This is a genomic window from Novosphingobium sp. EMRT-2, from assembly GCF_005145025.1.
Taxonomy (GTDB): Bacteria; Pseudomonadota; Alphaproteobacteria; order Sphingomonadales; family Sphingomonadaceae; genus Novosphingobium.
Map to the genome: position 1 here is coordinate 589710 of NZ_CP039697.1, position 23448 is coordinate 613157.

The 23448-nt window shown below is 68.1% G+C and carries 16 protein-coding genes; 8 read left to right on the forward strand and 8 right to left on the reverse strand.

Annotated features, from left to right (window positions below; genetic code table 11):
• Positions 1-7 precede the first annotated feature (7 nt).
• The 4 genes from FA702_RS20615 to FA702_RS22925 are packed head-to-tail and all read left to right on the forward strand — an operon-like array spanning position 8 to position 6634.
• Positions 8-2236 carry a TonB-dependent receptor gene (locus FA702_RS20615; RefSeq protein WP_136957943.1) on the forward strand — a complete coding sequence of 743 codons (2229 nt, stop codon included), beginning with the start codon at positions 8-10 and terminating at the stop codon, positions 2234-2236.
• A gap of 41 nt (positions 2237-2277) precedes the next feature.
• Positions 2278-5376 (forward strand): amidohydrolase family protein, encoded by a 3099-nt coding sequence (locus FA702_RS20620; RefSeq protein WP_255504865.1) that lies wholly within the window; start codon positions 2278-2280, stop codon positions 5374-5376.
• On the forward strand, positions 5373-6479 hold the full coding sequence (locus FA702_RS20625) for a PepSY domain-containing protein (protein WP_136957945.1): 1107 nt from the start codon (positions 5373-5375) through the stop codon (positions 6477-6479). Before FA702_RS20620 ends, FA702_RS20625 begins: the two co-directional genes overlap by 4 nt.
• A complete protein-coding gene (locus FA702_RS22925; RefSeq protein ID WP_168196169.1) occupies positions 6476-6634 on the forward strand; it encodes a hypothetical protein in 159 nt (52 codons plus the stop codon). The genes FA702_RS20625 and FA702_RS22925 overlap by 4 nt, the downstream gene beginning before the upstream one ends.
• A gap of 119 nt (positions 6635-6753) precedes the next feature.
• Here FA702_RS22925 and FA702_RS20630 read toward each other — a convergent pair whose 3' ends face one another.
• The 4 genes from FA702_RS20630 to FA702_RS20645 form a co-directional block, all read right to left on the reverse strand.
• Complete coding sequence (locus tag FA702_RS20630; protein ID WP_136957946.1) at positions 6754-8424, reverse strand: amidohydrolase; 1671 nt, start codon at positions 8422-8424, stop codon at positions 6754-6756.
• Positions 8425-8519: 95 nt separating this feature from the next.
• Entirely contained in the window at positions 8520-8831 is a 312-nt protein-coding gene (locus FA702_RS20635; protein WP_136957947.1) for a helix-turn-helix transcriptional regulator, read from the reverse strand.
• Entirely contained in the window at positions 8828-12052 is a 3225-nt protein-coding gene (locus FA702_RS20640; protein ID WP_136957948.1) for an efflux RND transporter permease subunit, read from the reverse strand. Before FA702_RS20640 ends, FA702_RS20635 begins: the two co-directional genes overlap by 4 nt.
• The gene (locus FA702_RS20645) at positions 12049-13083 is read right to left on the reverse strand and encodes an efflux RND transporter periplasmic adaptor subunit (RefSeq protein WP_136957949.1); all 1035 of its coding nucleotides are present in this window, start codon (positions 13081-13083) and stop codon (positions 12049-12051) included. The genes FA702_RS20640 and FA702_RS20645 overlap by 4 nt, the downstream gene beginning before the upstream one ends.
• Positions 13084-13302: 219 nt before the next feature.
• Here FA702_RS20645 and FA702_RS20650 point away from each other — a divergent pair, with 219 nt between their 5' ends.
• From FA702_RS20650 to FA702_RS20660, 3 genes are all read left to right on the forward strand, one after another.
• Entirely contained in the window at positions 13303-14583 is a 1281-nt protein-coding gene (locus FA702_RS20650) for an NAD(P)/FAD-dependent oxidoreductase (RefSeq protein WP_136957950.1), read from the forward strand.
• Between the two features lie 12 nt (positions 14584-14595).
• Complete coding sequence (locus tag FA702_RS20655) at positions 14596-14799, forward strand: DUF2892 domain-containing protein (RefSeq protein ID WP_124808326.1); 204 nt, start codon at positions 14596-14598, stop codon at positions 14797-14799.
• A gap of 96 nt (positions 14800-14895) precedes the next feature.
• Positions 14896-16119: a TolC family protein gene (locus tag FA702_RS20660; protein ID WP_255504866.1), complete on the forward strand. Its 1224-nt coding sequence runs from the start codon at positions 14896-14898 to the stop codon at positions 16117-16119.
• A gap of 70 nt (positions 16120-16189) precedes the next feature.
• Here the strand turns inward: FA702_RS20660 and FA702_RS20665 are convergent, their stop codons facing one another.
• The 4 genes from FA702_RS20665 to FA702_RS20680 form a co-directional block, all read right to left on the reverse strand.
• Positions 16190-17398 carry an NAD(P)/FAD-dependent oxidoreductase gene (locus tag FA702_RS20665; RefSeq protein WP_136957951.1) on the reverse strand — a complete coding sequence of 403 codons (1209 nt, stop codon included), beginning with the start codon at positions 17396-17398 and terminating at the stop codon, positions 16190-16192.
• A 160-nt stretch (positions 17399-17558) separates the two neighbouring features.
• Positions 17559-18101 carry an Rrf2 family transcriptional regulator gene (locus tag FA702_RS20670; protein ID WP_136957952.1) on the reverse strand — a complete coding sequence of 181 codons (543 nt, stop codon included), beginning with the start codon at positions 18099-18101 and terminating at the stop codon, positions 17559-17561.
• 81 nt (positions 18102-18182) lie between these two features.
• Entirely contained in the window at positions 18183-19877 is a 1695-nt protein-coding gene (locus FA702_RS20675) for an amidohydrolase (protein ID WP_136957953.1), read from the reverse strand.
• Between the two features lie 70 nt (positions 19878-19947).
• Positions 19948-22101 carry a TonB-dependent receptor gene (locus tag FA702_RS20680; protein WP_168196170.1) on the reverse strand — a complete coding sequence of 718 codons (2154 nt, stop codon included), beginning with the start codon at positions 22099-22101 and terminating at the stop codon, positions 19948-19950.
• A gap of 187 nt (positions 22102-22288) precedes the next feature.
• Here FA702_RS20680 and FA702_RS20685 point away from each other — a divergent pair, with 187 nt between their 5' ends.
• The gene (locus FA702_RS20685; protein ID WP_168196171.1) at positions 22289-23386 is read left to right on the forward strand and encodes a helix-turn-helix transcriptional regulator; all 1098 of its coding nucleotides are present in this window, start codon (positions 22289-22291) and stop codon (positions 23384-23386) included.
• Positions 23387-23448 lie beyond the last annotated feature (62 nt).

Genomic DNA, 23448 nt, shown 5'->3' on the forward strand with positions numbered 1-23448 from the left:
AATAGACATGAGGACCACACTGCACCTTGCCTGCCTTGCCGGCGCGTCCATGCTGGCCATGGCCGCCGAGCCGGCGCTGGCCGCCGAAGATGCCGCCGACAACGGCCTGGGCACGATCGTCGTGACCGCGACCAAGCGCGCCATCGCGCTCGACCAGACGCCGATCGCCGCCAGCGCGGTATCGGGCAGGGATCTGGCCGCCGCCAACGCGCAAAGCCTGTCGGACTACGTCACCCGCCTGCCGGGCGTGGTGTTCAACGATTACCAGCCCGGCGTTTCCGAAGTGATCATCCGTGGCATCTCGGCCACGACCTACCACGAACAGGGCCAGACCACGGTCGGCTATTACCTCAACGAAGTGCCGCTGGTCGAACCCGGCTTCCCGATCGGCATTCCCGATGTGGACACCTTCGATCTCAACCGCGTGGAAGTGCTGCGCGGCCCGCAGGGCACGCTGTTCGGCTCGTCCACGCTGGGCGGCCTGGTCAACTACGTGGTCAACACCGCGGATACGAGCAAGATCGACGCGGCGGCATCTGGCCTCATCGGTTCGACCAAGAATTCGCACGGCGAAGTGAACTATGCGGCCAAGGCGATGGTCAACGTGCCGCTGATCGCCGACAAGCTGGCGGTGCGCCTGGTCGCGCTGCAGCGCTTTGATGCGGGCTATCTCGACAACCCCGGCACCGGCGTGCGCGGCAGCAACGATTTCCGCACGCGGGGCCTGCGCGGCTCGATCGTCCTGACGCCGTCCAGCGCGACCAAGATCAGCTATCTCTCGTCGTGGCAGGACACCTATCTTGAGGACCAGACCTACCTCGACCTTGATCATCCCTACATCCGCAACACCGCGCGGGCCGAACCGCAGAAGACGCGTTTCTGGATGAATTCGCTGCGGCTCGATCAGGATCTGGGCGGAGCGGAACTCACCGCCATCGGTTCCATCGTCGAAAAGCACAATTTCACCCAGTTCTCGTATCCCTATTTCTACGTGACCGGGGTGACGACGGGTTCGGGCGCGGCCTATTCGGCGGGCAACGCCAACGCCAACATCAAGACCGCCGAAGTCCGGCTGGCCTCGAAGGGCGACGGGCCGTTCCGCTACCTGATCGGCGCCAGCTACATGGCGGCCAAGAAGTTCAGCTACGACCAGATCTTCCAGAACGGCGCGGCGGCTTACATCAACGCCAACCCTGCCTCGTTCGGCGGCTTTTCGGGCAGCGTGCTGGCACCGGGCGATCGCATCTATGGCTATGCATCCGATACCTACAACGAGGATATCGGCGTGTTCGGCGAAGTGAGCTACGCGATCCGACCCAGCATCGAGATCACGTTCGGCGGCCGCTATTTCTGGAACAAGTACAACGCCACCGTCACCAACCAGGCGGGCGCGCTGGGCGGTTATCCGGGCGGCTACAGCCCGGTCGACGCCACGGGCCGGGTGTCGAACAAGGAAGATGGCTTCACCCCCAAGGTGACCATCACCGCCCGTCCGACCAAGGACTTCCTGGCCTATGCCACCTATTCGGAAGGCTATCGCGTCGGCGGCATCAACCCGAACGCCGGCCTGCTGCCGACCATTCCGGTCAAGTATAACAGCGACCGGGTGAAGAACTACGAAGCGGGCGTGAAATTCCACGCTTTCGACGGCAAGCTCTATGTGGAAGCCACCTTCTTCAACATCGACTGGAAGGGCATCCAGGCCCGTCTGTTCGGCCCGGCGCCGTCGTACTATTCCTATGTCTCGAACGCAGGCAGCGCCAACGTGGTCGGCGGCGAATTGGCGGCCACCTGGCAGATCGCCAAGGTCGCGAGCTTCAGCACCAGCGTTACGCGTCAGGAAGCGAGCCTCACCGCGTTCCTGCCCGATACGTTCGCGGTCGGCGGCGGCTACGCCTCGGGCTCGACGCTGCCGGGTTCGTCGAAGTGGTCGGTGGCGAACAACCTCAAGTTCGATTTCCAGGAGGTGGCGTTCAAGCCCTCGTTCGAAGTGGCGCACCGCTACCTGTCGTCGGCGCCGGTGGCGTTTGGCAACACCGCGACGCGCGGCAACTTCAACATCATCGACCTGCGCGCCGGGTTGACGCTGATGGACAAGGTGCGCGTGCTGGTCTTCGCCAACAACGTGTTCGACAAGTTCGGCATCCTCAACGCGCCGTTCACGTCGCAGGCGACCCCGGCGGGATCGATCGTGCGGCCGCGCACGGTGGGCCTGCGGCTCGACTGGTCGCTCTGATGCGCCGCGTTGCCGTCTTTCTCGCGGCAACGTTGGCTCTCGTGGCCGGGCCTCTTCGCGCCGAAGAGGCCCGGTTGCTTGCCTATCAGGCGACCGAGGCGACCTGGGCGCAGCCGGCGCTGTCCCCGGACGGCGCGTGGCTGTGGTTCGATCTGCTGGGCGACATCTACCGGATGCCCGCCACCGGTGGCGATGCGCAACCGGTGCTGGCCGGCCCTGCCTTCGAACGCAACCCGGTGCCTTCGCCCGACGGGCGCTGGATCGCCTTCATTTCCGACCGGTCGGGCGTCACCAACCTCTGGATCGCGCGCAGTGACGGCAGCGACTCGCGGCAACTGACGCATGACACCGCGCTCGTCCTGATGACCTCGCCGGCCTGGGCGCCGGACGGGAAAAGCGTCTATGTCAGCCGGGCCGTCCACGCGGTGCTAGCGTTCGAACTGTGGCGCGTTCCCGTCGAAGGTGGCCCGCCCGCGCTGGTCGTGGCGGCCCAGCCCGGCGGCAACGAGGGGTGGGACGATCGCGTGAACGCCATGGGCGCGACCCCGTCTCCCGACGGCAAGGCGGTGTGGTACGCGACCAAGCTGGGCCACACCTGGACTGAGAAGGACCCACCCACCTGGTCCATCGCGCGGCGCGATCTGGCCACCGGCGCGGTCGAGACGGTGATTCCCGGCGGGATGCATCCGGTGCTCTCGCCCGATGGGCGATTTCTGGCCTATGCCGCGCGGCGCGATGGCGGCGAAACCGGCCTGCGCCTGCGTACCCTCGCTACCGGCGAGGACCGCTGGATCGCCTGGCCGATCGATCACGACGGGCAAGAAGGCGGCTACTACTACGATCTTACCCCCGGCTACCGCTTCACGCCCGACGGCAAGGCCATCGTGCTCGCGCGCGATGGCGGCTTCGTGCGGCTCGATCTTGTCACCGGAAAGCAGCAGGCGATCCCGTTTCGCGCGCCGGTGCGGCTGGCGCTTGCCCCGCAAAGCCGGGTCCGTCAGCGGGTAGAGGATGGCGGCGAGGTCCGGACGCATCTGGCCGAAGGCGCTGCGCTGTCGCCGGACGGCCAACGGATCGCTTTCACCGCGCTGGGCGCGCTGTACGTCGCCGAGGCGCAAGGCAACGCGCCGCCGCGCAAGCTGTTCGATGGTAACGCCTTCCAGCCGGCCTGGTCGCCGGATGGGCGCACGCTGGCCTTCACGCGCTGGACTGCCGAGCAGGGCGGCGGCATCTGGACGCTCGACGTGGCTGGCGGCCCGCCGCGCCCCGCCGGACCGCAGGGCGCCTTCTGGTCCGAACCGCTCTGGGATCGCGATGGTAAAAGCCTGATCGCACTGCGCGCCGCGCAATTCGATCGCCTGCACGCGCCGGACGAGCTGGCCCCGGCGTGGCCGGTCGATGTGGTGTGCCTTTCCCCCGGTGGTGCCGCGACGGTCATCGCCCATGGCGCGGGTCTGCGCTCGCTGCAGCGGACGGCGGACGGGCGTCTGTTCGTCCAGGCCGATGGCGCGCTCAAGGAAGTGATGGCCGACGGAACGCTGCTGGCGCGCGCGACGGTCGTCGCCCGCGCGATGGGGCAATACGTCAAGGAACCGCGCCCGGTCGAGGAACTGCGCCTATCGCCCGACGGGCGAACGCTGGCGGCGCGCACCGCGTTCGAGCTGCACCTTCTGCCGATGCCGGCCGACGCCAAGCCGGTGAACCTGATGGACGCCGTGCCTGGTCACCGCCAGATCACCGGGGTGGGCGCCGATACGATGCGCTGGGACGGCGATGGCCTGTCGTGGACGGTCGGGCCGTTCTGGCGTCACGCCGCCTCGGCCGGCGCGCTGGCGGCCGCCGATCCCGAAGCCGCGGCAGCCCCGCGCGATCTCTCGGTCCGCGTGCCGCGTGCCCTGCCGGCGACGGCGCAACTGCTGCGCGGCGCTACCGTGCTGACGATGGACCACGGGAAGGTCATCGCGGACGCCGACCTCCTGATAACCGGCGACCGGATTGCCGCGGTCGGCCCGCGCGGGTCCATCCCCGTTCCGGCCGGCGCGCGGATACGCGAGCTGGCCGGCAAGTTCGTCATTCCAGGCCTGATCGACGCGCACGCCCACTTCTTCCCGATCCCGCGCGGGGTGCACGATGGCACGCACTGGGAATTTCCGACGCTGCTGGCCTATGGCGTCACCTCGGTGCTGGAAGTGCAGCCGTTCACGCCGGATATCTTCGCCTATGCCGACCGGATGGACGCCGGGCTTTCCACGGGGCCGCGCCTGTTCAGCACCGGCCCCGGCGTGTTCGTGAACAGCGCCATCACCTCGCAGGCCGTGGCCGAGCAGGTGTTGACGCGCTATCGCGACGCCTACCGCACGCGCAATATCAAGAGCTACATGGTCGGCGACCGGGCCGCGCGGCAGTATATGGTGGCGGCATCGCGCAAGCTGGGCATGATGCCCACCACCGAAGGCGCCGCCGATTTCGTGCTGGAGCTGACCCACGCCATCGATGGCTTTTCCGGCAACGAGCATAACCTGCCGGTCACGCCGATCCACGACGACGTGATCCGCCTCTTCGCCGCCAGCGGCATCGCCTACACGCCGACGCTGACCGTGCTTTACGGCGGCGCGCCGATGCTGTTCGCCGATATCCAGAACGATCGCCCGCAGGACGATCCGCGCCTGCGCCGGTTCACCCCACCGTTCGTGCTGGCCGCCAAGCTGCGCGATCGGCACTGGACGCCGTCCGAATGGCAGACCTGGCGGCGCTTTGCCGAAGACGCGATGCGGTTGCGCCGCGCCGGCACGCTGGTCGGCGTGGGCAGCCATGGCGAGATGCAGGGCATCGGCGTCCACTGGGAAATGGCCGCGTTCGTCGCGGGCGGGGCTACGCCGCAGGAGGCGCTGGAAATGGCCACGATCGACAACGCCACGATCATCGGCCGGCCGGATGACCTTGGCAGCGTGACGCCCGGCAAGCTGGCTGATCTGGTGGTGCTCGATGCCGATCCGCGCGCCGACATCGCCAACGCCCGGCGCATTGCGCTGGTGCTGCGCGGCGGCATCGCGTTCGACGGCACCACGCTGGCACGGGATAGCGAAAGCCCGGCCGCACCGTGGTGGCGCGAAGAGGCATCCGGGGAGGTCCCGCAATGAAGCCGGCGACGTTGCGCGCCTGGAGCAAGGTGCATACTTGGTCGAGCCTGATCTGCACGCTGTTCATGCTGATCCTGGCGTTGACCGGCCTGCCGCTGGTGTTTCACGACGAGATCGACGGCATCGGCAAGCCGGAACGGATCGAACGCTGGAACGACGCCGAGCTGGTTTCGCTCGACCGCGCGATTGCCGCCGCGCTGGCGCTGGAACCGGGCGCCGTGCCGATCTACCTCAGCTTCGACGAGGATCGTCCGGTGGTGAACCTCACCAGCGGGCCGGTCGGCGATGCGCCGGAGACGGCGATGCGCTTCCACCCGATCGACCGGCGCACCGCCGCGCCGCCGCAGGGCGAAGCGCCCGGCGGCGGGGTGATGGACGTGGTGCTCGATTTGCACAAGGACCTGCTGCTGGGCACGGTGGGCGAATACTTCGTCGGCGCGATCGGCCTGTGCTTCGTGCTGGCGCTGGTTTCGGGCGTCGTGCTGTACGCCCCGTTCGCGCGCAAGGCGGGCTTCGCCAGCGTGCGCAAGGCCAAGACCGCGCGCACGCGCTGGCTCGATTGGCACAACCTGATCGGGGGCGTCACGCTGGCCTGGGCGCTGGTCGTGGGGCTGACCGGCACGATCAACACCCTGGCCGAGCCGATCACCGCGTGGTGGCGCGCCGATGCACTGGCCCATCTGGCGCGCGATCATTCCGGGCCGATCGCATCCTATCGCCCCGGCATTGCCGACGCGGCGCTGCGCAACGCGCAGGCCGCGGTGCCGGGGATGCGCGTGCAGTTCATCGCCTTTCCCGGCGCGGCCTTCAGCAGCCGCGATCACCTGGCCGTCTATCTGCAGGGCGCGACGCCGCTGACCGCGAAGCTGCTGACCCCGGTCATGGTCGATGCGCGCACCGGCAAGGTCGATGGTGTGGCGCCGATGCCGTGGTACATGAAGGCGCTGCTGCTCGCGCAGCCACTGCACTTTGGCGATTATGGCGGCATGGCGATGAAGCTGCTGTGGGCGGTGCTCGACCTCGTGAGCATCGTCGTGCTGGGCAGCGGCCTCTATCTGTGGCTGCGCAAGCCGCGCACCGCGCGCCGGGGCCGCGCGGCATGACGCGCCACCCGCTCGTGCCGATCGCGGCGATCGCCCTCGTCAGCTTCGCCGGGCTCGTCATCGGCCTGACCGGCGATGGCTGGGAAGATGCCCTCGCCGCGCTGGGCCTTGCCCTGTCCGTGGCGCCGATCGCCGTGGCGCTGCTGCGCCGCTGAGGCGGCGGCATCGTTCGTCATTGCGAGGGGCGAAGCCCCGCAGCAATCCAGAGCGACGCGCACGGCCCTGGATTGCTTCGCTGCGCTCGCAATGACGAAGCAGTCAGAGTCGTTCCGCTCTACCCGAAGCGCTGCGTGCCGCCCACCACGGTGCGCAGCACCTTGACCTGGGGAATCGTTTCCGGGTCGATCCGGAACAGGTCGCGGTCGAACACCGCGAAATCGGCCTGCATTCCGGGCATGATCGCGCCGCGCTGCCGCTCCACCCGGCCTGCGTAGGCCGCTTCGCGGGTATAGCCCCGCAGCGCCTGGGCCATGGTAATGCGCTGTTCGGGATACCAGCCGTGCGGATTGAGCCCGTCGATCGTTTCGCGCATCACCGCTGCGTAGATGCCGGTCAGCGGATCGAGCGGGGCCACCGGCCAGTCCGAACCGAAGCAGACGTGCGCGCCCGAGCGCACCATGGAACCGACCGCGAAGCTGGTGCGCAGCCGTTCGGGGCCGACGCGCCGCACCGCCCAGCGCCCGTCGTCGATCGCGTGGTAGGGCTGCATCGAGGCGATCACGCCCTGTTTGGCGAACCGCCCGATCGCTTCCTCGCGCAAGTGCTGGGCATGTTCGATGCGGAAGCGGCGGTCGCGCGCGCCGTTGGCCTTGGCGACCGCCGCCATCGTGTCCAGCACGATGTCGTTCGCCTCGTCGCCGATGGCGTGGGAGGTCACCTGCAGGCCGGCCTTGTCCGCCCCGGTCATCCACGCCTTCAGGTCCTTGGGGTCGGTCACCATGATGCCGTGCGCGTGCGGTTCGTCGAGATAGGGCAGATACATCAGCGCGGTGCGCGAACCGAGCGAGCCATCGAACACCACCTTGCACCCGCCCCAGCGTACCCAGTCGTCGCCGCGCCCTTCCTGCGCGACGATGGCGGCCTGCCGTTCCCAGTCCTTCAGCGGGGTGAAGTTGTAGAATCGCATCCCCGTTTCGCCCTGCGCGCGCAGGCGGCGGGTGTTCTCGAAGGTGGACCAGTCGAGTTCGGGGACGTGGACTTCGGTCACGCCCTTGCTCAGGCCCAGCGCGATGCCCTGCCGCAAGGCGGCGTCCAGCCGGGCCTCACTCGGCTTCGCGATCGCGCGCAGGACGAGATCCTTGGCCGCGTCCTTGACGATGCCGGTCGGCTCCCCGTTCTCGTCGCGCAGGATCACGCCCCCGGGCATGTCCGGGGTGTTGCGGTCGATCCCTGCCAGCTTCAGCGCCAGCGAATTGCACAGGATCATGTGCAGGTCATAGCGGATCACCGCCACCGGCGTATCGGGCGTCACCGCGTCGATCCACTGGCGCGTGGGCATCTTGCCGCCCCAGCGGTCCTGATCCCAGTTGCCGCCTTCCAGCCATTCGCCCTTGGGCAGCGCGCGCGCGGCTTGCGCGATCCGCTGCACGAATTCGTCGGGCGTCGCCGCATCGCGCAGGGAGGGCTGCGACAGCGCCATCGACCCGATGGTGAAATGGGTATGGCAATCGATCAGCCCCGGCGTCACGAACGCGCCTTGCAGGTCGATGACCTGCGTGCGCGGGCTGGACGCGGCGCGCACCGCATCCTTGCCGATGGCGACGATGTGCCCGCCGGCCACACCGATGGCGTCGGTGCGCACGTCCGGTCCCGTTCCCGTCCACACCGCCGCGTTGACGTAGGCCACGTCCACCCCGCCGCGCGTGGCGGCCCAGACCCGCGCTGGCACGGCCGCCGCGACGATGGCGTTGAGCGAACCCGATACGAACGCGCGGCGCGTGACCATGATGCTGCCTTCCTGCTTTTTGCAACGATCATGGCATCTTCAGCGCGAAACGTCATGCTTCGGCGTCCAGCTACGGAATTGTCAGGGGGCCAGCGTCAGCCGCAGTGCCGTTCGCAAAGTTCGCACAAGGCATGGATGATCCCGCGCACCACGGGATCGCGCAGGCTGTAGAAGCGGGTTTGCGCGGCGCCCCGGGTGCTGACCGCGCCTTCGTCCCGCAGCAGCGCCAGATGTTGCGAGACGGAGGATTGCGACAGGCCCGACAGTTCGACCAGTTCATTGACCGAAACCTCGCCCTCATCCATCCGGCACAGCATCAGCAGGCGCTCCGGATGGCTCATCAGCTTCAGCCGGGCCGCCATCGCGTTGGCGTTGGATTTGAGGTCCGAACGATCGGCCGGTGTCATGATGGAGAATCCGCCAGAGGTTGGCCGTCATCGCGCAGGACGATGTAGATCGCGGGAATCACGAGAACGGTGAGCAGGGTCGAGGACGCCAGCCCGAACAGCAGCGAGATGGCGAGACCCTGGAAGATCGGATCGGTCAGGATCACCGAAGCGCCGATCATGGCCGCGGCCGCTGTCAGCACGATCGGCTTGAAGCGGATCATCCCGGCCTCCAGCAAGGTCTGGCGCAGGCTCTTGTCGGGCGATCGGGTGTGCCGGATGAAATCGACGAGCAGGATCGAATTGCGCACGATGATGCCGGCCAGCGCGATGAAGCCGATCATCGACGTTGCGGTGAACGGCGCCCGGAACAGCAGGTGGCCAAGCACGATGCCGACCAGGGTCAGCGGGATCGGGGTCAGGATGACCAGCGGGATCGTGAAGCTGCGAAACTGGCCCACGACCAGCACGTAGATGCCCAGTAGCGCGACCATGAACGCCCCGCCCATGTCGCGAAAGGTCACCCAGGTGATTTCCCATTCGCCGTCCCACAGCAGCGACGGCCTGCTTTCGTCCTCGGGCTGGCCGTGCAGGATGACGTCGGGCCTGGTCAGGCCGTGCGCCTGCCAGTCGAAGCTGTCGATGGCGTCGTCAACCGCCAGCATGCCGTAGATCGGCGCCTCGTAGCGCCCGGCGAGTTCGGCCGTGACCATCGTTGCCCCGCGTCCGTCGCGCCGGAATATCGCTTGTTCGCCCGGCACCATCTTAGCGGTGACCAGTTCGCCCAGCTCGATCAACTGCCCGGACGGTGTCGTCGCGACGGGAGTTGCCGCCAGTGCCGACGACCATGACCGTTGCGATTGATCGAGCGAAAGCTCGATGGGCAAGGGATCGTGATCGGCCGCGCGCGGAGCATAGCCGACGACTTGCGTCCCCAGCAGCGCCCCGATGCTGTCAAAGAGCTGGCGTTCGGACAGGCCGTAGTGATCGAGCTTCGCCCGGTCGGGGATCAGTTTCAGCGTGGGCCGGGGCGCGCCGAAGCTGTTGTCGACATCGACGATATAGGGCACCGACCGGAAGATCGTCTCCACCTGCTTCGCCGTCTTTTGCCGCGTTGCCTCGTCGGGGCCGTAGATTTCGGCGAGCAAGGTGGCGAGCACCGGCGGCCCCGGCGGCGTTTCTACCACCTTGAGCGACCCGCCCGCCGGCAGGGGAATGGCCCGGAGCTTCTCGCGCAGCGCCACCGCGATCTCGTGGCTTGAGCGCGAGCGGTCGCCCTTGGGCAGAAGCGTGACCATCAGGTCGCCCATTTCGGGCTGGTTGCGCAGGAAGTAGTGCCGCACCAGCCCGTTGAAGTTGAACGGCGCGGACGTGCCGGCATAGGCTTCCATCGACACGACTTCGGGCACGCTGCGCGCTACGGCCGCCGCCTGTTCCAACACGCGCGACGTCATTTCCAGGCTGGTGCCTTCGGGCAGGTCGGCCACGAGCTGGACCTCGCTCTTGTTGTCGAAGGGCAGCAGCTTCACGGTCACGGCCTTGAAGTAGAACATCGAGCAGGCGACGAGGGTGGCCACGCCCACGCCGATCAGGAAGCGCTTGGCGCTTTGCGGCGTGGCGATGACGCGGGCGGCATAGCGCTTGTAGAGCGCGCCCAGCTTGCCCCCGTGTTCGTCCCCGTGCCCCTGCGACAGCGTCTGGCGCGCGAAGCGGATCATCAGCCAGGGCGCGATGATGACGGCGACGAAGAAGGAGAAGATCATCGCGGCGGAGGCGTTGATCGGGATTGGCGCCATGTACGGCCCCATCAGGCCCGACACGAACAGCATCGGCAAAAGCGCGGCAACGACGGTCAGCGTGGCGATGACCGTCGGGTTGCCGACTTCGGCGACTGCCTCGACCGCGGCGGTGATGCGGTCGCGGCCGTCGTGCATGCCCCAGTGCCGGGCGATGTTCTCGATCATGACGATCGCGTCGTCGACCAGAATCCCGATCGAGAAGATCAGGGCGAACAGGCTGACGCGGTTGATCGTGAAGCCCATCACGTTCGATGCGAACATGGTAAGCATGATCGTCGTGGGGATGACGATCGCCGTCACGCCGGCTTCGCGCCAACCGATCGCGAAGCCGATCAGGATGACGATCGATACCGTGGCCAGGGCGAGGTGGAAGATCAGCTCGTTGGCCTTTTCGTTGGCGGTTTCGCCGTAATTGCGCGTGACGGCGACATCGACGCCAGCCGGGATCAGCGTGCCCTTGAGCGTGTCGATGCGTTGCACCACCTGTTCGGACATGGTCACCGCGTTGGCGCCCGCCCGCTTGGCGACGGCAAGGCTGACGGCGGGCGCCATCGACCACGCGCCTTTCCCGTCCTTGGTCTCGGCTTTGGCCCAGCGCCAGGAACGGGCCTGGTCCTGCGTTGGCGCCTGTTCCACGCGCGCCACGTCGCCCAGCAGGACCGGCGCGCCCGTCGCCGAGCGGACGGTCAGCGCGGAAAGCTCCTGCGCATCGCGGAGCGTCTGCCCCGCCACGACCAGTGCGGCCGATCCGCCTTCGCGCACGGTGCCCGCGGGGAAGGCGCGGTTCGCCTGCGAGACGGCTTCGATCAGGTTGCCCAGAGGCACGCGATAGAGCGCCAGCCTGGCCGGATCGGGGATCACGCGCAGCGCCATGCGCTGCCCGCCGGTAATGAAGGTAAGGCCGACGTCATCGACCTTGGCGACCTCGGTCCTGAGCTTGCCGGCCAGTTCGGCCAGCGCCTGATCGTCCCATTGGCCGGCGGCGTCGGGCTTCGGCGTCAGGGTCAGCACGACGATGGGCACGTCGTTGATCCCGCGCACCGTCACTTGCGGCGCGGGAATGCCCACGGGAATGCGATCCTTGTTGGCCTCGATCTTCTCGTTGATGCGGATCGCGGCGTCTTCGGGATTGGAGCCGACGAGGAAGCGCGCCGTGACCATCACGCCGTTGTCCTGCGCCTGGGTATAGACGTGCTCCACGCCGTCCACGCTCTTGACGATCGTTTCCAGTGGCTTGGCCACCAGTTCCACGGCCTGCGAGGCCGATAGCCCCGGCGCCTGGACCATGATGTCGACCATCGGCACCTTGATCTGCGGCTCCTCTTCGCGCGGGATCGTGATCGTGGCGATGAGGCCGACGATGATCGCGGCAAGCAGGAACAGGGGGGTGAGCGGCGACTGGATCGTGGCACGCGTCAGCCTGCCGGAAATGCCCAGGTTCATTTGCGGTCGGCTCCCTTGCCCGTGTCCGCAACGATGGTGTCGCCCGGATTGGCGCCAGAAAGGATTTCGACCCTGTCCGCCTGTTCGGCGGGCGCGGTCTGGACGGGAACCTGGGTTGCGCTGCCGTCCTTGGCCAGAACGGTCAGGTAATCGATGCCATAGCGTGTGGTGACGAAACGGGCCGGGACGACCAGCGCCTTGCGCGTCCCGATCTCGACGCGCGCCGCCACGCGCCGCCCGATCAGGCTGTTGTCGATGCCCGGCATGTCGACGTCGGCCATCACCTTGCCGGCGTTGACCGACGGATAGACCTTGATCACCCGGCCTTCGCCCATGCCCGCCGCGGACACCCGCGATCCGGCATGGGCCTTGCCGGCGAGCGATTCGGGCATTTCGAGCCGGACGATCGTCGGCCCGGCGGTGATCACCGCGATCACCATGCCGGGGGCAACCGGCGCGCCGGCGGGCACGTCGGCGCGCAGCACCCGGCCAGCGGTCGGCGCGACGACCGTGCCTTGCCCCGCCACCGCGCCCACGGCGGCCTGCTGCGCTTGCGCGGCGCGGACTTGCGCCTGCGCCGCGCTGGCCGCGGCCTGCGCCTGATCGAGCCGGGCCTTGGCATAGACGCCGTTGTCGTGGAGGAACTTGACGCGCTGGAGGTCCGCCGCCGCCTGCGCCGCCTGCGCCTGCGCGGCCGCTGCCTGCGCGCCATAGGCGCCGGCCTGGAACCCTAGCTGGCTATCGACGATCCGGCCGATCGCCTGCCCTTTCGCCACCGTGTCGCCCGCCTTGACCGTCAGCGTGCTGAGGATGCCGGGGATGCGCGCCATCACCTGTGCCTGGTCGACCGTGGCGATTTCGGCGCTGACGTCCTGCCATGCCGTGGTGTCCTGCATGGCAAGGGTGAGGCGAGGGCCGGCGGGGGCCTTCGCCGTCTGCGTCGTCTCGCCGCTGTCGGCGCAGCCGGCGAGAGGCAGGCCGAGCGCCGTCGCCATGCCGATGGCGGCGAAAGCAAACAGATGTCCCCGCATGTCCCTGTTCGTTCCGAAACCGAAAACCATGGCGTGCGCCTTCCTCCAGCGGGCTGCGCGCGGCGTTGGGCGACAGCCTCAATACATTATCACTTGCTCATATCCTAAATACCTTATATAAGTCAAGAACGATACATAGAGCGCCTGGAGGGATCCGGTCGATCGGGGTGAGCGCCGCGAGGGTTCCAGGCCCGCCGCCGGCTTACGGGAGAATGAGCAATGTCGTTGCCGCAGATCATCGTTCTGGGTGCTGGACTTGGGGGCACCATCGCCGCCTATGAAATCCGCGATGCCGTGAAGGGCAAGGCGCAGGTCATGGTGGTCAACGACCAGGACGACTACTGGTTCGTGCCGTCGAACCCGTGGGTTGCGGTGCGGTGGCGCGAACCGGACGCGATCAAGGTGCATCTGCCGCCGATCATGGCCAGGAAAGGCATCGGGTTCACCTCCGTCGGAGCGCGTCGCGTCCACCCTGCCGAAAACCGCGTCGAGCTGAACGACGGAACCTCGCTGCTTTACGACTATCTTGTTATCGCGACCGGCCCCGAACTGGCGTTCGATGAAATCGAGGGCCTCGGCCCCGATGGCTTCACCCAGTCGGTCTGCCGCACCGACCACGCGGCCCACGCGGCCGACGCCTTCGACCGCTTCTGCGAAAACCCCCGGCCGATCGTGGTCGGCGCGGCGCAGGGCGCTTCCTGCTACGGCCCGGCTTACGAATTCGCCCTCATCCTCGATACCGAACTGCGCCGCCGCAAGATCCGCGATCAGGTGCCGATGACCTACGTCAGCCCGGAACCCTACGTCGGCCATCTCGGGCTCGACGGGGTGGGCGACACCAAGACGCTGCTGGAGAGCGAACTGCGCGATCGGCACATCAAGTGGATCACCAGCGCTCGCATCACCAAGGTGGAAGAGGGCACGATGCATGTGGAAGAGGTGGCGGACGACGGCTCGGTCAGGTCGGCTCATGCGCTGCCTTTCGGCTATTCGATGATCCTGCCGGCCTTTCGCGGCGTTGCCGCCGTGCAGGGGATCGAGGGGCTGACCAATCCGCGCGGCTTCATCCTTGCCGACAAGCACCAGCGTAATCCCACGTTCCGCAACGTCTATTCGCTGGGCGTATGCGTCGCGATTCCGCCCGTCGGCCCCACACCGGTGCCGGTGGGCGTGCCGAAGACCGGGTTCATGATCGAATCGATGGTCACTGCGATCGCGCGGAACCTTGCGCTCGAACTGGCTGGCAAGGAGCCGGTCGAGGAAGCGACCTGGAACGCCGTGTGCCTTGCCGACTTCGGCGATGGCGGGGTTGCCTTCGTCGCCCAGCCGCAGATTCCGCCGCGCAATCTCAACTGGTCGTCAAGCGGGAAGTGGGTGCACCTCGCCAAGATCGGGTTCGAGAAATACTTCCTGCACAAGGTCCGTCGCGGCACCAGCGAGCCGTTCTACGAAAAGCTGGCCATGCACGCGCTCGGCATCCGCAAGCTGCGTTTCAAATAAGGGAGAGGTGCGATGACGCTTGATTCAGCGGTTTTCCGTTTCGCCGGAGTGGTCGTGCTCGCCAGTCTTGCCCTGGCCCATTGGGTTCACCCCGGTTTCCTCTGGCTGACGGCCTTTGCCGGCGCGAACATGTTTCAGGCCAGCTTCACCGGCTTTTGCCCTGCGGCCATGATCTTCAAGAAGCTGGGGATCAGGCCCGGCAGCTCCTTCAACTGACGCAGGTGTGACATGCCTCGCCTGATGCCGCCCAGGTTGCTCTCCTCCCTGCCTTCGGCCCTATCCTTGCCGCTGTCCTGTCTGCTCTCCTGCGCCGTGGCCGTACCCCCAGCCATGGCGCAGGACCTCGCCGCCGCCATCGCCGATGCCCTCGCCAACGCACCCGTGCTGGCCGAGGCCAATGCGGGCGAGGCGGCGGCGAAAGCCCGGCTGGATCGGGCGCGGGCGGAAAGCAACCCGCTCCTGCGGGTCGAAGGATCCTATGGCGCGGGCCGGATCGACAACGGCGGCTTTTTCGGGATCACGGCGGACAATGTGAATCCGCTGGCACTGCAGGCCACGGCGGAACTGCCGCTCTATGCGGGTGGGCGGGTGTCGTCCGCCATCGATCAGGCGCGTGGCGGTGCGGCGATGGCGCACTTCGGCGCCGAACAGGCGCGGCTGCAGACCATCGTCACGGCTGTCGGCACCTATACCGAGGTGTTGACGGCCCGAAAGCTCGAGGCGCGCTATGGCCAGCTCGTCCAGGAACTGACGGAAACCGAGCGCCAGGCGGGGCTGCGCTTCCGGGCGGGCGAAATCGCGAGTTCGGACCTCGCCCAGACGCGGGCCAGGAAGGCCGAGGCCGATGCGGGTTTCGCGCAGGCGCAAGGCCGGCGGATGTCCGCGGAAGCGGCCTACCAGCGTCTTACCGGGAAACCGGCGGGCGATCTGGCGCCGCTTGCCGAGCCGCCGGCCGTGCCGCCGACGCTCGACGAAGCCATGGACATGGCCCGCGCATCCAATCCCGCACTGCACCAGGCGCAAGCGGGCGTCGATGTCGCGCGGGCCGGCACCCGTTCGGCGCGGGCCGATGGTATGCCGACGGTGGGCGCCTTTGCCGAAGCCGGGCATGTGCGAGACCAATTCTTCCCCGGCTACAAGGCCGATACGGTCGCCGTGGGCATCAGGGGACGCTGGACCCTGTGGGCGGGTGGGCGCGTATCGTCGCAGGTCCGCGCCGCCGATGCCGATCTCGACGCCAGCGAGGCGCGGTTGCGTCAGGCAGAACAGGCGCTCGAGGGCATGGTCATCGATGCGTGGCAGGGCCTGGCGACCGCGCGGCGCATGACGGAGGCTTCCCGGCTGCGCCGCGATGCGGCCACGGAAGCGCTGCGCGGGACGCAACTGGAAGCGCGCGTGGGCGCCAAGCCGCCGCTGGCTGTGCTCGACGCCGAACGCGAGGCCATCGAGGCCGAAGCCGCCCTTCTGCAGGCAGAAGGCATGCAGACCGTGGCGGCATGGCGGCTCAACGCCCTGACCGGGAATATCGCGCCATAGCTTGCCATCGGGCCGCGGCCTTCGGAATAGGGGCCGGCGGCATCCGTGGAATACCGCCGGCTTGCGGACATCAGGGCACGATCACGTAGTCGGGGTTGGCGACGGCGAACACGGCGTCGCGATCGGCTGCGGGCGGGTAGATCCACACGCGGTTGATCTCCTGCTTGATCGCCTTGGCCGCTTCACGCGTGATCCGCACCTGCCGGTCCCAGCCTTCGGTGTAGAGCGCGCCCCAGTCGCCCAGGTCGACGCAGGTCACGTACTTGGGCTGGCTGTAGGGATGCAGCGGCAGGCCGACCAGTTCGGCGGCGGCGTTGTGCCCCGCCACGCGCCCCAGGCTCAGCGCGTGCTGGCACGACATCGGGGCGACATTGCCGTCATCGTCCGTGCCGGCGTGCACCGTATCGCCCGTCACGAACACGCCCGGCGCGGCGGGTGCGCGCAGATAGGCATCGCCGACGACGCGGCCGATCGCGTCATGTTCGCCGGGGATCTGCGCGGCCAGCGGACTGGCGCGCATGCCCGCGGTCCACACGACGGTATTGGTCGCGATCCGTTCGCCGGAGGAGAGGACCACGGCGTCCGCCTCGATCGCGGTGACCCGCACGCCTGTCCGCGTTTCGACGCCGTTGAAGGCCAGCGCTTCGGCGAGATGGGGCTGCGCCTCGTCTCCCAGCGATCCGCCGGGGCGATCCGCCGTGTCGATCAGGATGACGCGGAAGTTCGCCTTGTCGCCCAGCGCGGCGCGCAGCCGGATCGGCATTTCCGTGGCCGCCTCGAAGCCGGTCAGCCCGCCGCCGGCGACGACGACGGTATTGCGCGCCTCCGTCTCGGGCTGGTCGGGCAGTGCCTTCAGATGCGCGTCCAGCGCGTGGGCGGTGGCGACCTGGTCGGTATCGAACGCATAGCGGTCAAGGCCGGGAACGTCCGGGCGGAACAGCTGGCTGCCAGCGGCGAGAACGAAGCGGTCATAGGCGATCGTCTCGCGTTCCCCGTCGCCTCGCGCCACGGTGATGGTGCGGCCATTGGCATCGATGGTCTCGACGCGGCCGGCAATGTGCCGTGCGCCCACGGCGGCGAGCAGCGCGCCGACGTCGGGATTCATGTTGTCGAGCACGGCTTCGTAGAGGCGCGGGCGGATGATGAGGGCGGGGGTGGGCGAGACGACGATCACCTCCACGTCCTGTTGCCTGCCGGCAAGCGAAATGGCGCGGCTGGCGGACAGGGCTGCCCAGACACCGGCAAATCCGGTTCCGGCGATCACGATCTTCTGGGTCATGGCATTTCTCCTTCTGTTGCTTTTTGCCGGGCGCGCTTCATCGTCCCGCAACGCCGCAGAGGGATGGCGTGCAGGCGCTTTCCCGGCGCGGCCCGGCAAAGGGGGCCGAGAAAAGACGTTCAGGTGGGGAAGGGGGAGGGCGCCGCGCGGGCGCGCCCGTTTAGTCCGGCACGTCGCGCGCCGGCCTGCCGCTCTTCGCGGTGCGGCCGGTCAGGCGTCCGTCGATCCAGGTGCTGACTTCGGAAAAGAATGCGGGTGGAGCCTTGCGGCCGAAGCGCCCGGCGACGGCGCTCAGCGTCTGCGCGGCCAGCGCATCGCGCATGGCCTTTTCCGCCTGCAGCATCACCGCATGGATCGCGCAGACGCCGTCCAATGCCCAGTCGGGCGCATCGCCGCCGAACACGGCGCAGCGGCCGCGCACTTCCTGGCAGTCGAACAGCGGCTTGGCGCCCTCGATGGCATCGACGATATCGAGAAAGGTGATCGCATCGGCCGGCCGCGCCAGCAGGTAGCCGCCGCGCACGCCTTCGCTGGCCTTCACGATCCCGGCCTTTTCCAGTTTCGGGAAGATCTTGGCGAGGAAGCTGGCGGAAACGCCCTGCAATTCGGCAAGATCGCGGCTGCTCATCGGCCGGTCTTCGTTGCCGACGAGCAGCAGCAGGCAATGGATGCCGTATTCGACGCTGGTGGTGATATGTGCCATGAACACGGACTTACCGAGTCCGTGTTCATGGGTCAAGTTAAAAAAAAAGACTAATATAGTCTGCGATATTCTTGCCAGCGTTCACGGCGCCAGATAGGCCTCCTTGCCGGCAATGATCGTGCGCAGCACGCGGGTCGCGTGGATCTGGTGCGGATCGATGGCGAAGATGTCGCGGTCGATCACCACGAGATCGGCTTGCCGCCCCGCTTCGATCGTGCCGATCCGGTCGCCCAGGCCGATTTGGCGCGCGGCGTTGGCGGTCATCAGGCGCAGGGCTTCGGCCACGCTCACCTTCTGGCCGGGGGCGAGCGTTTCGCCGCCGCCGCCCGGCGCTTCGCGCGTCACCAGAGTCTCGATCGCCAGCCACGGCGACATCGACGGCACCACTGGCCAGTCCGAACCGAGCACCACGCGGTCCCCGGCATCGATCGCGTCGCGGACCGGGGTGAAGCGGGCCATGCGGTCGGGGCCGACCGAGCGGATCACGTCGCGCACCGGCGGGCTGGGGAACCAGATGTAGGGCGAGAATTCGAAGGTAGCGGTCAAGGCGCGGGCGCGCTGGATATCGGCTGGCGTCACGAAATTGGCGTGGGCGATCTCGTGATGCGGGCCATAGGGGCCGTTGGCCTTGCGCGCCGCGGCCACCGCGTCGAGCGCGGCGCTGACCGAACCGTCGCCCGCCGCGTGGAGCTTCACGACCAGCCCTGCCGCATCGTAGCGCGCGACCTTTGCGCCGATCTCGCCCGGCGCGTAGAGCAGCGAACCCTTTGCCCGGGCCGCATCGCCGAACGCCGCCGCGTCGGCATAGGGTTCCAGCATCGCGGCCGTGTGCGAATCCGTGGGCACGCCATCGAGGATCATCTTGACGCAGCCCATTTCCAGACCCGGCCGGGCATAGCGATGGCGCTGGGCGATCAGTGCCTGGTCGCGGTCCCACATGCAGGCGCGCACGTGTTGCGCCAGTCCGCCCGCGTCGGCGAGCCGGGCATAGACGCGCGCGTTGGTGGTGGCGAGCAGCGCTTCCTCGTAGGCGGTAATGCCCTGCGCCAGCATCGCCTTGCTGGCTGTCCGCAGCGCTTCGACGCGATCGTCCTCGCTGGGGGCCGGCACTGTGTTGAGCAGCGCGATGGCGGCATTTTCGCGCAGCACGCCGGTCGGTTCGCCCTTGCCGTCGCGCTCGATCACGCCGCCCGCCGGGTTGGGCGTGGCGCGCGTGATCCCGGCGGCCTTTAGCGCCGCGGAATTGGCCCACACGCTGTGCAGGCTGATGTCGTGGAGCACGACCGGCGTCGTCGGCGCGACCGCATCGAGCAGGCGCTTGTGCGGCGGCGTCCTGCCCATGGAGGAGGCGTCCCACTGCCCGCCCGTGATCCAGGCGCCGGGGCGCGCCGCGCCCGCGCAGGCCTTGACCGTGCGCGTGATCGTGGCAGCGTCGGCCCCTTGCGGAAAGCGGCAGTCGCGGGCCTGCAACCCGGCGTCGACCGCGTGGACATGCATGTCGATCAGGCCGGGCAGCACCGTCATGCCCTTGAGATCGACGATCCGCGTTTCGCTGGCGCGATGCGCCTTGACCTCGCTTTCGCTCCCTACCGCGACGATCGTGCCCTGCGCGATGGCGATGTCGGTCTGCCAGCCGGCGGGCGTGGCGACATGGCCATGCGTGTAGATCACCTCGGCCGGAACCGGCGGTGCCGTGCCGATGGCGTCCTGGAACTGGGCCGAAGCCGGGCTGGCGATCACGGTGGCCAGCGCGATGGCGAGCGGAAGTCTGGACATGGGGCGGCGAATCCTTGTGGTCGGAGAATTTCAGGGGGGCGGACCGGCGGCGTGTGCCGCCGGCCGGCCATCAGAAGCGCGTGGTCATCTCGATGCCGTAGGTGCGCGGCGGCGCCCAGCGCACCAGCCGTTCGGCGAACGGCGCGAGGTAGAACGAGTAGTCGCGGTAGCGGTTGTCGAACAGGTTGCGGCCGAACAGGGCGATCGTCAGCCGGTCGCCGGCGAAGCTGTAGCCCAACCGCCCGTTGACCAGCACGTAGCCGGGCAGCCGGCCGTCGGGCGTGTTGGTCGCCTCGTAGTAGATGCCGCTCCGCCACGACAGGTCCAGCCGTCCGGTCAGGTGCCCGTCGCCAAGCGGTTGCGTCACTTGCGCGCCGGCGTTGAGCGAGAGCTTGGGCACGAACGGCAGGCGCTGCCCGGCGCAGTTCGTGGCCGGGGCACAGCCGGGGAAATCGGCATAAGTCGCGTCGGTATAGCCCGCGCCCGCGTTGAGTTCGAGCGCGCGCACCGGCCGGGCGGTGACTTCCACTTCGAAGCCCTTGATATGCGCTGCCGCCGCATTGCGGATCTGGAAGGCCGCGCCGACCAGCGCGGATACCTGCAGGTCCTTGTAGTCGGTGTAGAAGCCCGCCGCGTTGATGCGCAGCTTGTGGTCGAACAGATCGGACTTGATGCCCGCCTCGAACGACCACGCCTTTTCCGGGCCGAAGCTGATGTCGGTGCTGCCGACGATGTCCGGGTTGAAGCCGCCGCTCTTGAAGCCGCGCGCGGCGCTGACATAGAGGCGGGTGTCCGGCACGACTTCGTAGGACACGCTGGCGTTGCCCGAAAGGTTGCTGTCCTTGCGGTGCAGGCGCGCGGACAGGTTCGGCAGCGGCACGAACGAGGAATTGGTCTGGTCGAACACCAGATCCTTGCTCTCGGTGTTGATGCGCAGGCCGCCGCTGATCGTCAGGCCCGGCAGCGGCCGCCAGTTGGCGCTGGCGAACGCGGCATAGGCATTGGTCCTGAGGTTCGAGATGCTGGAGATCGCGCCGATGAAGGCGGCCGGTCCCGGCGGGCCGTTGACCGTGGTGGCGCGGTTGGCGTCGGCATCCTGGTGCAGGTAGTACAGGCCGATCAGGTAATCGATCTTGCCGCCCGTGGGCGAAGCCAGCCGCAGTTCCTGCGTGAACTGGCGGGCGCGGTCCTGAAAGTCGGACGTGGACAGCGGGATCGGGCGGGCGTCGTCATCGTCGATCAGGCGTGATCGATTGTCGCCATAGGCGCTGATCGAGGTGACCGTGAAGCCGCCGACGTGCCAGTCGAGGTTGAGGTTGGTGCTCCAGATCTCGCGGCTCTGCAGGCTGGGATGGTCCTGCGAGACGGTGTAAGGATCGGTGAAGTAGCCCGGCAGCCCGGCAAGACCGCCGGAAGTGTTGTCGGCCACCTGGCCCAGCAGCAGCCGGTCGGCCTGCTTGAGCCAGCTTCCCGAAAGCGCGACTTCCAGCGTCTCGGTCGGCTTCCACAGCAGGCCGCCGCGCAGCGACTTGCGGTTGAGGTTGTTGAGCTTCGACCCGTCGAACAGGTTGGTGATGTAGCCATCGCGCGTGGCGATGGAGCCGGCGATCTTCACGCCCAGCCGGTCGGTGACGATCGGCGCCGTGGCGAACAGGCTGGCCTCGATCGTGCCCAGGTTGCCAAAGGCGGTGCGCGTGTTGGCCTCGATGCCGTCAAGGCTCGGCTTGCGCGTGGTGATGTTGATCGCGCCCGCCGTGGTATTGCGCCCGAACAGCGTGCCCTGCGGCCCGCGCAGCACTTCCAGCGTGGCGATGTCGGGCAGTTCCTGGTCCGCCGCATTGGGGCGCACCGTCAGCACGCCGTCGACATAGACGCCAAGCCCGCTGTCGAAGCCGATGTTGCGCGTCTGCGAAACGATGCCGCGAATGCCCATCGCGCCGAGCACCGAACCGCCACCGTCTTGAGTAAGGTTGGGAACCGAGCCGACCAGGTCGCCCACGCGCGCCACGCCGCGCTGCTGCAGCGCCGCGCCGGTCAGCGCGGTGATCGAGATCGGCACGCTCTGCACATTTTCCTGCCGCTTGCGCGCGACGACGACAATGGTGTCGAGCGCGCCGCTATCCTGCGCGCCGGTCTCCGCCGGTTCGGCGGCAAGGGCGGGCGAGGCCGCGATTCCGGCTGCGCAGATGGCGAGCAGCGCCGCGCCGCGATGGGTTCCCCACATGATAAAGCTCCCTGTTGTGTGTTCGTTGATCGGGCGATGATGGGAACCGGCAATGGGCGCGGCATCGCCCATTTGCGGTACGCGCTGTGCAATTTCGGCAAGAATTGTCACAAAGGCGGACGCTAGGCCTTGCCATCGCCCGCCGCCGCCAACACCATGCCCCGTTGCCTTTGTCGGGGGTATGGCGATGCTCTGTTCCAATGTCCTGGGCGATCTGTACGGGGCCAGCATGGACCGTCCGCGCCTTGCCTCGGCGCTGGACCGGCTGCGCACGCAAACCGGCGCGCGCAGCGTCACGATCCACTGGTTCCACCGCACGCCCGACCGTCTGCGCCATCGCTGGCTGGCGACTTGCTCGGCGACCCCGGCGCCCGCCGGCGAACTCTCGCTGCTGGACGACCTCAATCCGCGCACCATCGTCGCGGTGAACCCCGTCCATGACGGCGTCTATATGCTGGAGGACGACAATTGCCCGGATGCGCTGCAGGGGCAGTTCCACCAGTGGCAGGCGCGCCTGCGCGAACAGGGACTGGGGCAGTTCCTGGGCGCGCGCATCGCCATGGGGGCGCTGGGCGAGGCCGGGTTAGCCGTCCATGCCGGGGTCGGCACGCCGCTGGCGGCGCATTGCCGGCAGACGCTGACCGATCTTATGCCGCACGTGCGCGAAGCGCTGCGCCTGATGATCGAGACCGATCGCCGCGCCGATGAAAACGCCATGCTGCGGCACGTGATGGACCGGATACAGTTCGCGCTGGCGATCTGCGACGATGCCGGAAAGGTCCAGATCGCCAATCCGGCGGCACGCGGCCTGCTGGAAGGCCTGGTGGTGCGCCTGCCGGGGATGGCGGACGCGGAATGGCGGCTGATCGAGGGGCTGCGTCCCTTGCTGCTTTCCGGCTCCCCTGGCGCGATGCGGTGGCGCAACGGGGATCGCGAAGTGCTGCTCCACGCCGTCGCCTTGCCCCGCTTCGCGCTGGAGCGGTACGCCATCGCGGGCGAACGCCGGGCCTTCGCGCTGGCGCTGGCCGATGCGGGCGGACCGCCGCCGCCATCGCCGGCCGACCTGCGCGCCTTTTTCGCGCTGACTCCGTCCGAGGCCGATCTGCTGGCGCGTCTGTGCGGCGGAGACGATGTCGCCACGTTTGCGCAGGCGCGCGGGGTTTCGATCCACACCGCGCGCACGCAGCTCAAGCAGGTCATGGCCAAGACGCGGGCGAGCCGCCAGGCCGATCTGATCCGGCTGGCTCTGGCCAGCCCCTCGCACCTGTTCGGGCGATCGAACTGAGAGTCGGCGTCCCATCGCCTAACCGCTTCCGGCAGGCTTTGCCCGTTTCGCGAAACGAAGCA

What these genes read in the sequence shown, in the direction of transcription:
- FA702_RS20615 (WP_136957943.1), top strand. Translation starts at nt 8, where the DNA reads ATGAGGACCACACTGCACCTTGCCTGCCTTGCCGGCGCGTCCATGCTG.
- FA702_RS20625 (WP_136957945.1), top strand. Translation starts at nt 5,373, where the DNA reads ATGAAGCCGGCGACGTTGCGCGCCTGGAGCAAGGTGCATACTTGGTCG.
- FA702_RS22925 (WP_168196169.1), top strand. Translation starts at nt 6,476, where the DNA reads ATGACGCGCCACCCGCTCGTGCCGATCGCGGCGATCGCCCTCGTCAGC.
- FA702_RS20630 (WP_136957946.1), bottom strand. Translation starts at nt 8,424, where the DNA reads ATGGTCACGCGCCGCGCGTTCGTATCGGGTTCGCTCAACGCCATCGTC.
- FA702_RS20635 (WP_136957947.1), bottom strand. Translation starts at nt 8,831, where the DNA reads ATGACACCGGCCGATCGTTCGGACCTCAAATCCAACGCCAACGCGATG.
- FA702_RS20640 (WP_136957948.1), bottom strand. Translation starts at nt 12,052, where the DNA reads ATGAACCTGGGCATTTCCGGCAGGCTGACGCGTGCCACGATCCAGTCG.
- FA702_RS20645 (WP_136957949.1), bottom strand. Translation starts at nt 13,083, where the DNA reads ATGCGGGGACATCTGTTTGCTTTCGCCGCCATCGGCATGGCGACGGCG.
- FA702_RS20650 (WP_136957950.1), top strand. Translation starts at nt 13,303, where the DNA reads ATGTCGTTGCCGCAGATCATCGTTCTGGGTGCTGGACTTGGGGGCACC.
- FA702_RS20655 (WP_124808326.1), top strand. Translation starts at nt 14,596, where the DNA reads ATGACGCTTGATTCAGCGGTTTTCCGTTTCGCCGGAGTGGTCGTGCTC.
- FA702_RS20665 (WP_136957951.1), bottom strand. Translation starts at nt 17,398, where the DNA reads ATGACCCAGAAGATCGTGATCGCCGGAACCGGATTTGCCGGTGTCTGG.
- FA702_RS20670 (WP_136957952.1), bottom strand. Translation starts at nt 18,101, where the DNA reads ATGGCACATATCACCACCAGCGTCGAATACGGCATCCATTGCCTGCTG.
- FA702_RS20675 (WP_136957953.1), bottom strand. Translation starts at nt 19,877, where the DNA reads ATGTCCAGACTTCCGCTCGCCATCGCGCTGGCCACCGTGATCGCCAGC.
- FA702_RS20680 (WP_168196170.1), bottom strand. Translation starts at nt 22,101, where the DNA reads ATGTGGGGAACCCATCGCGGCGCGGCGCTGCTCGCCATCTGCGCAGCC.
- FA702_RS20685 (WP_168196171.1), top strand. Translation starts at nt 22,289, where the DNA reads ATGCTCTGTTCCAATGTCCTGGGCGATCTGTACGGGGCCAGCATGGAC.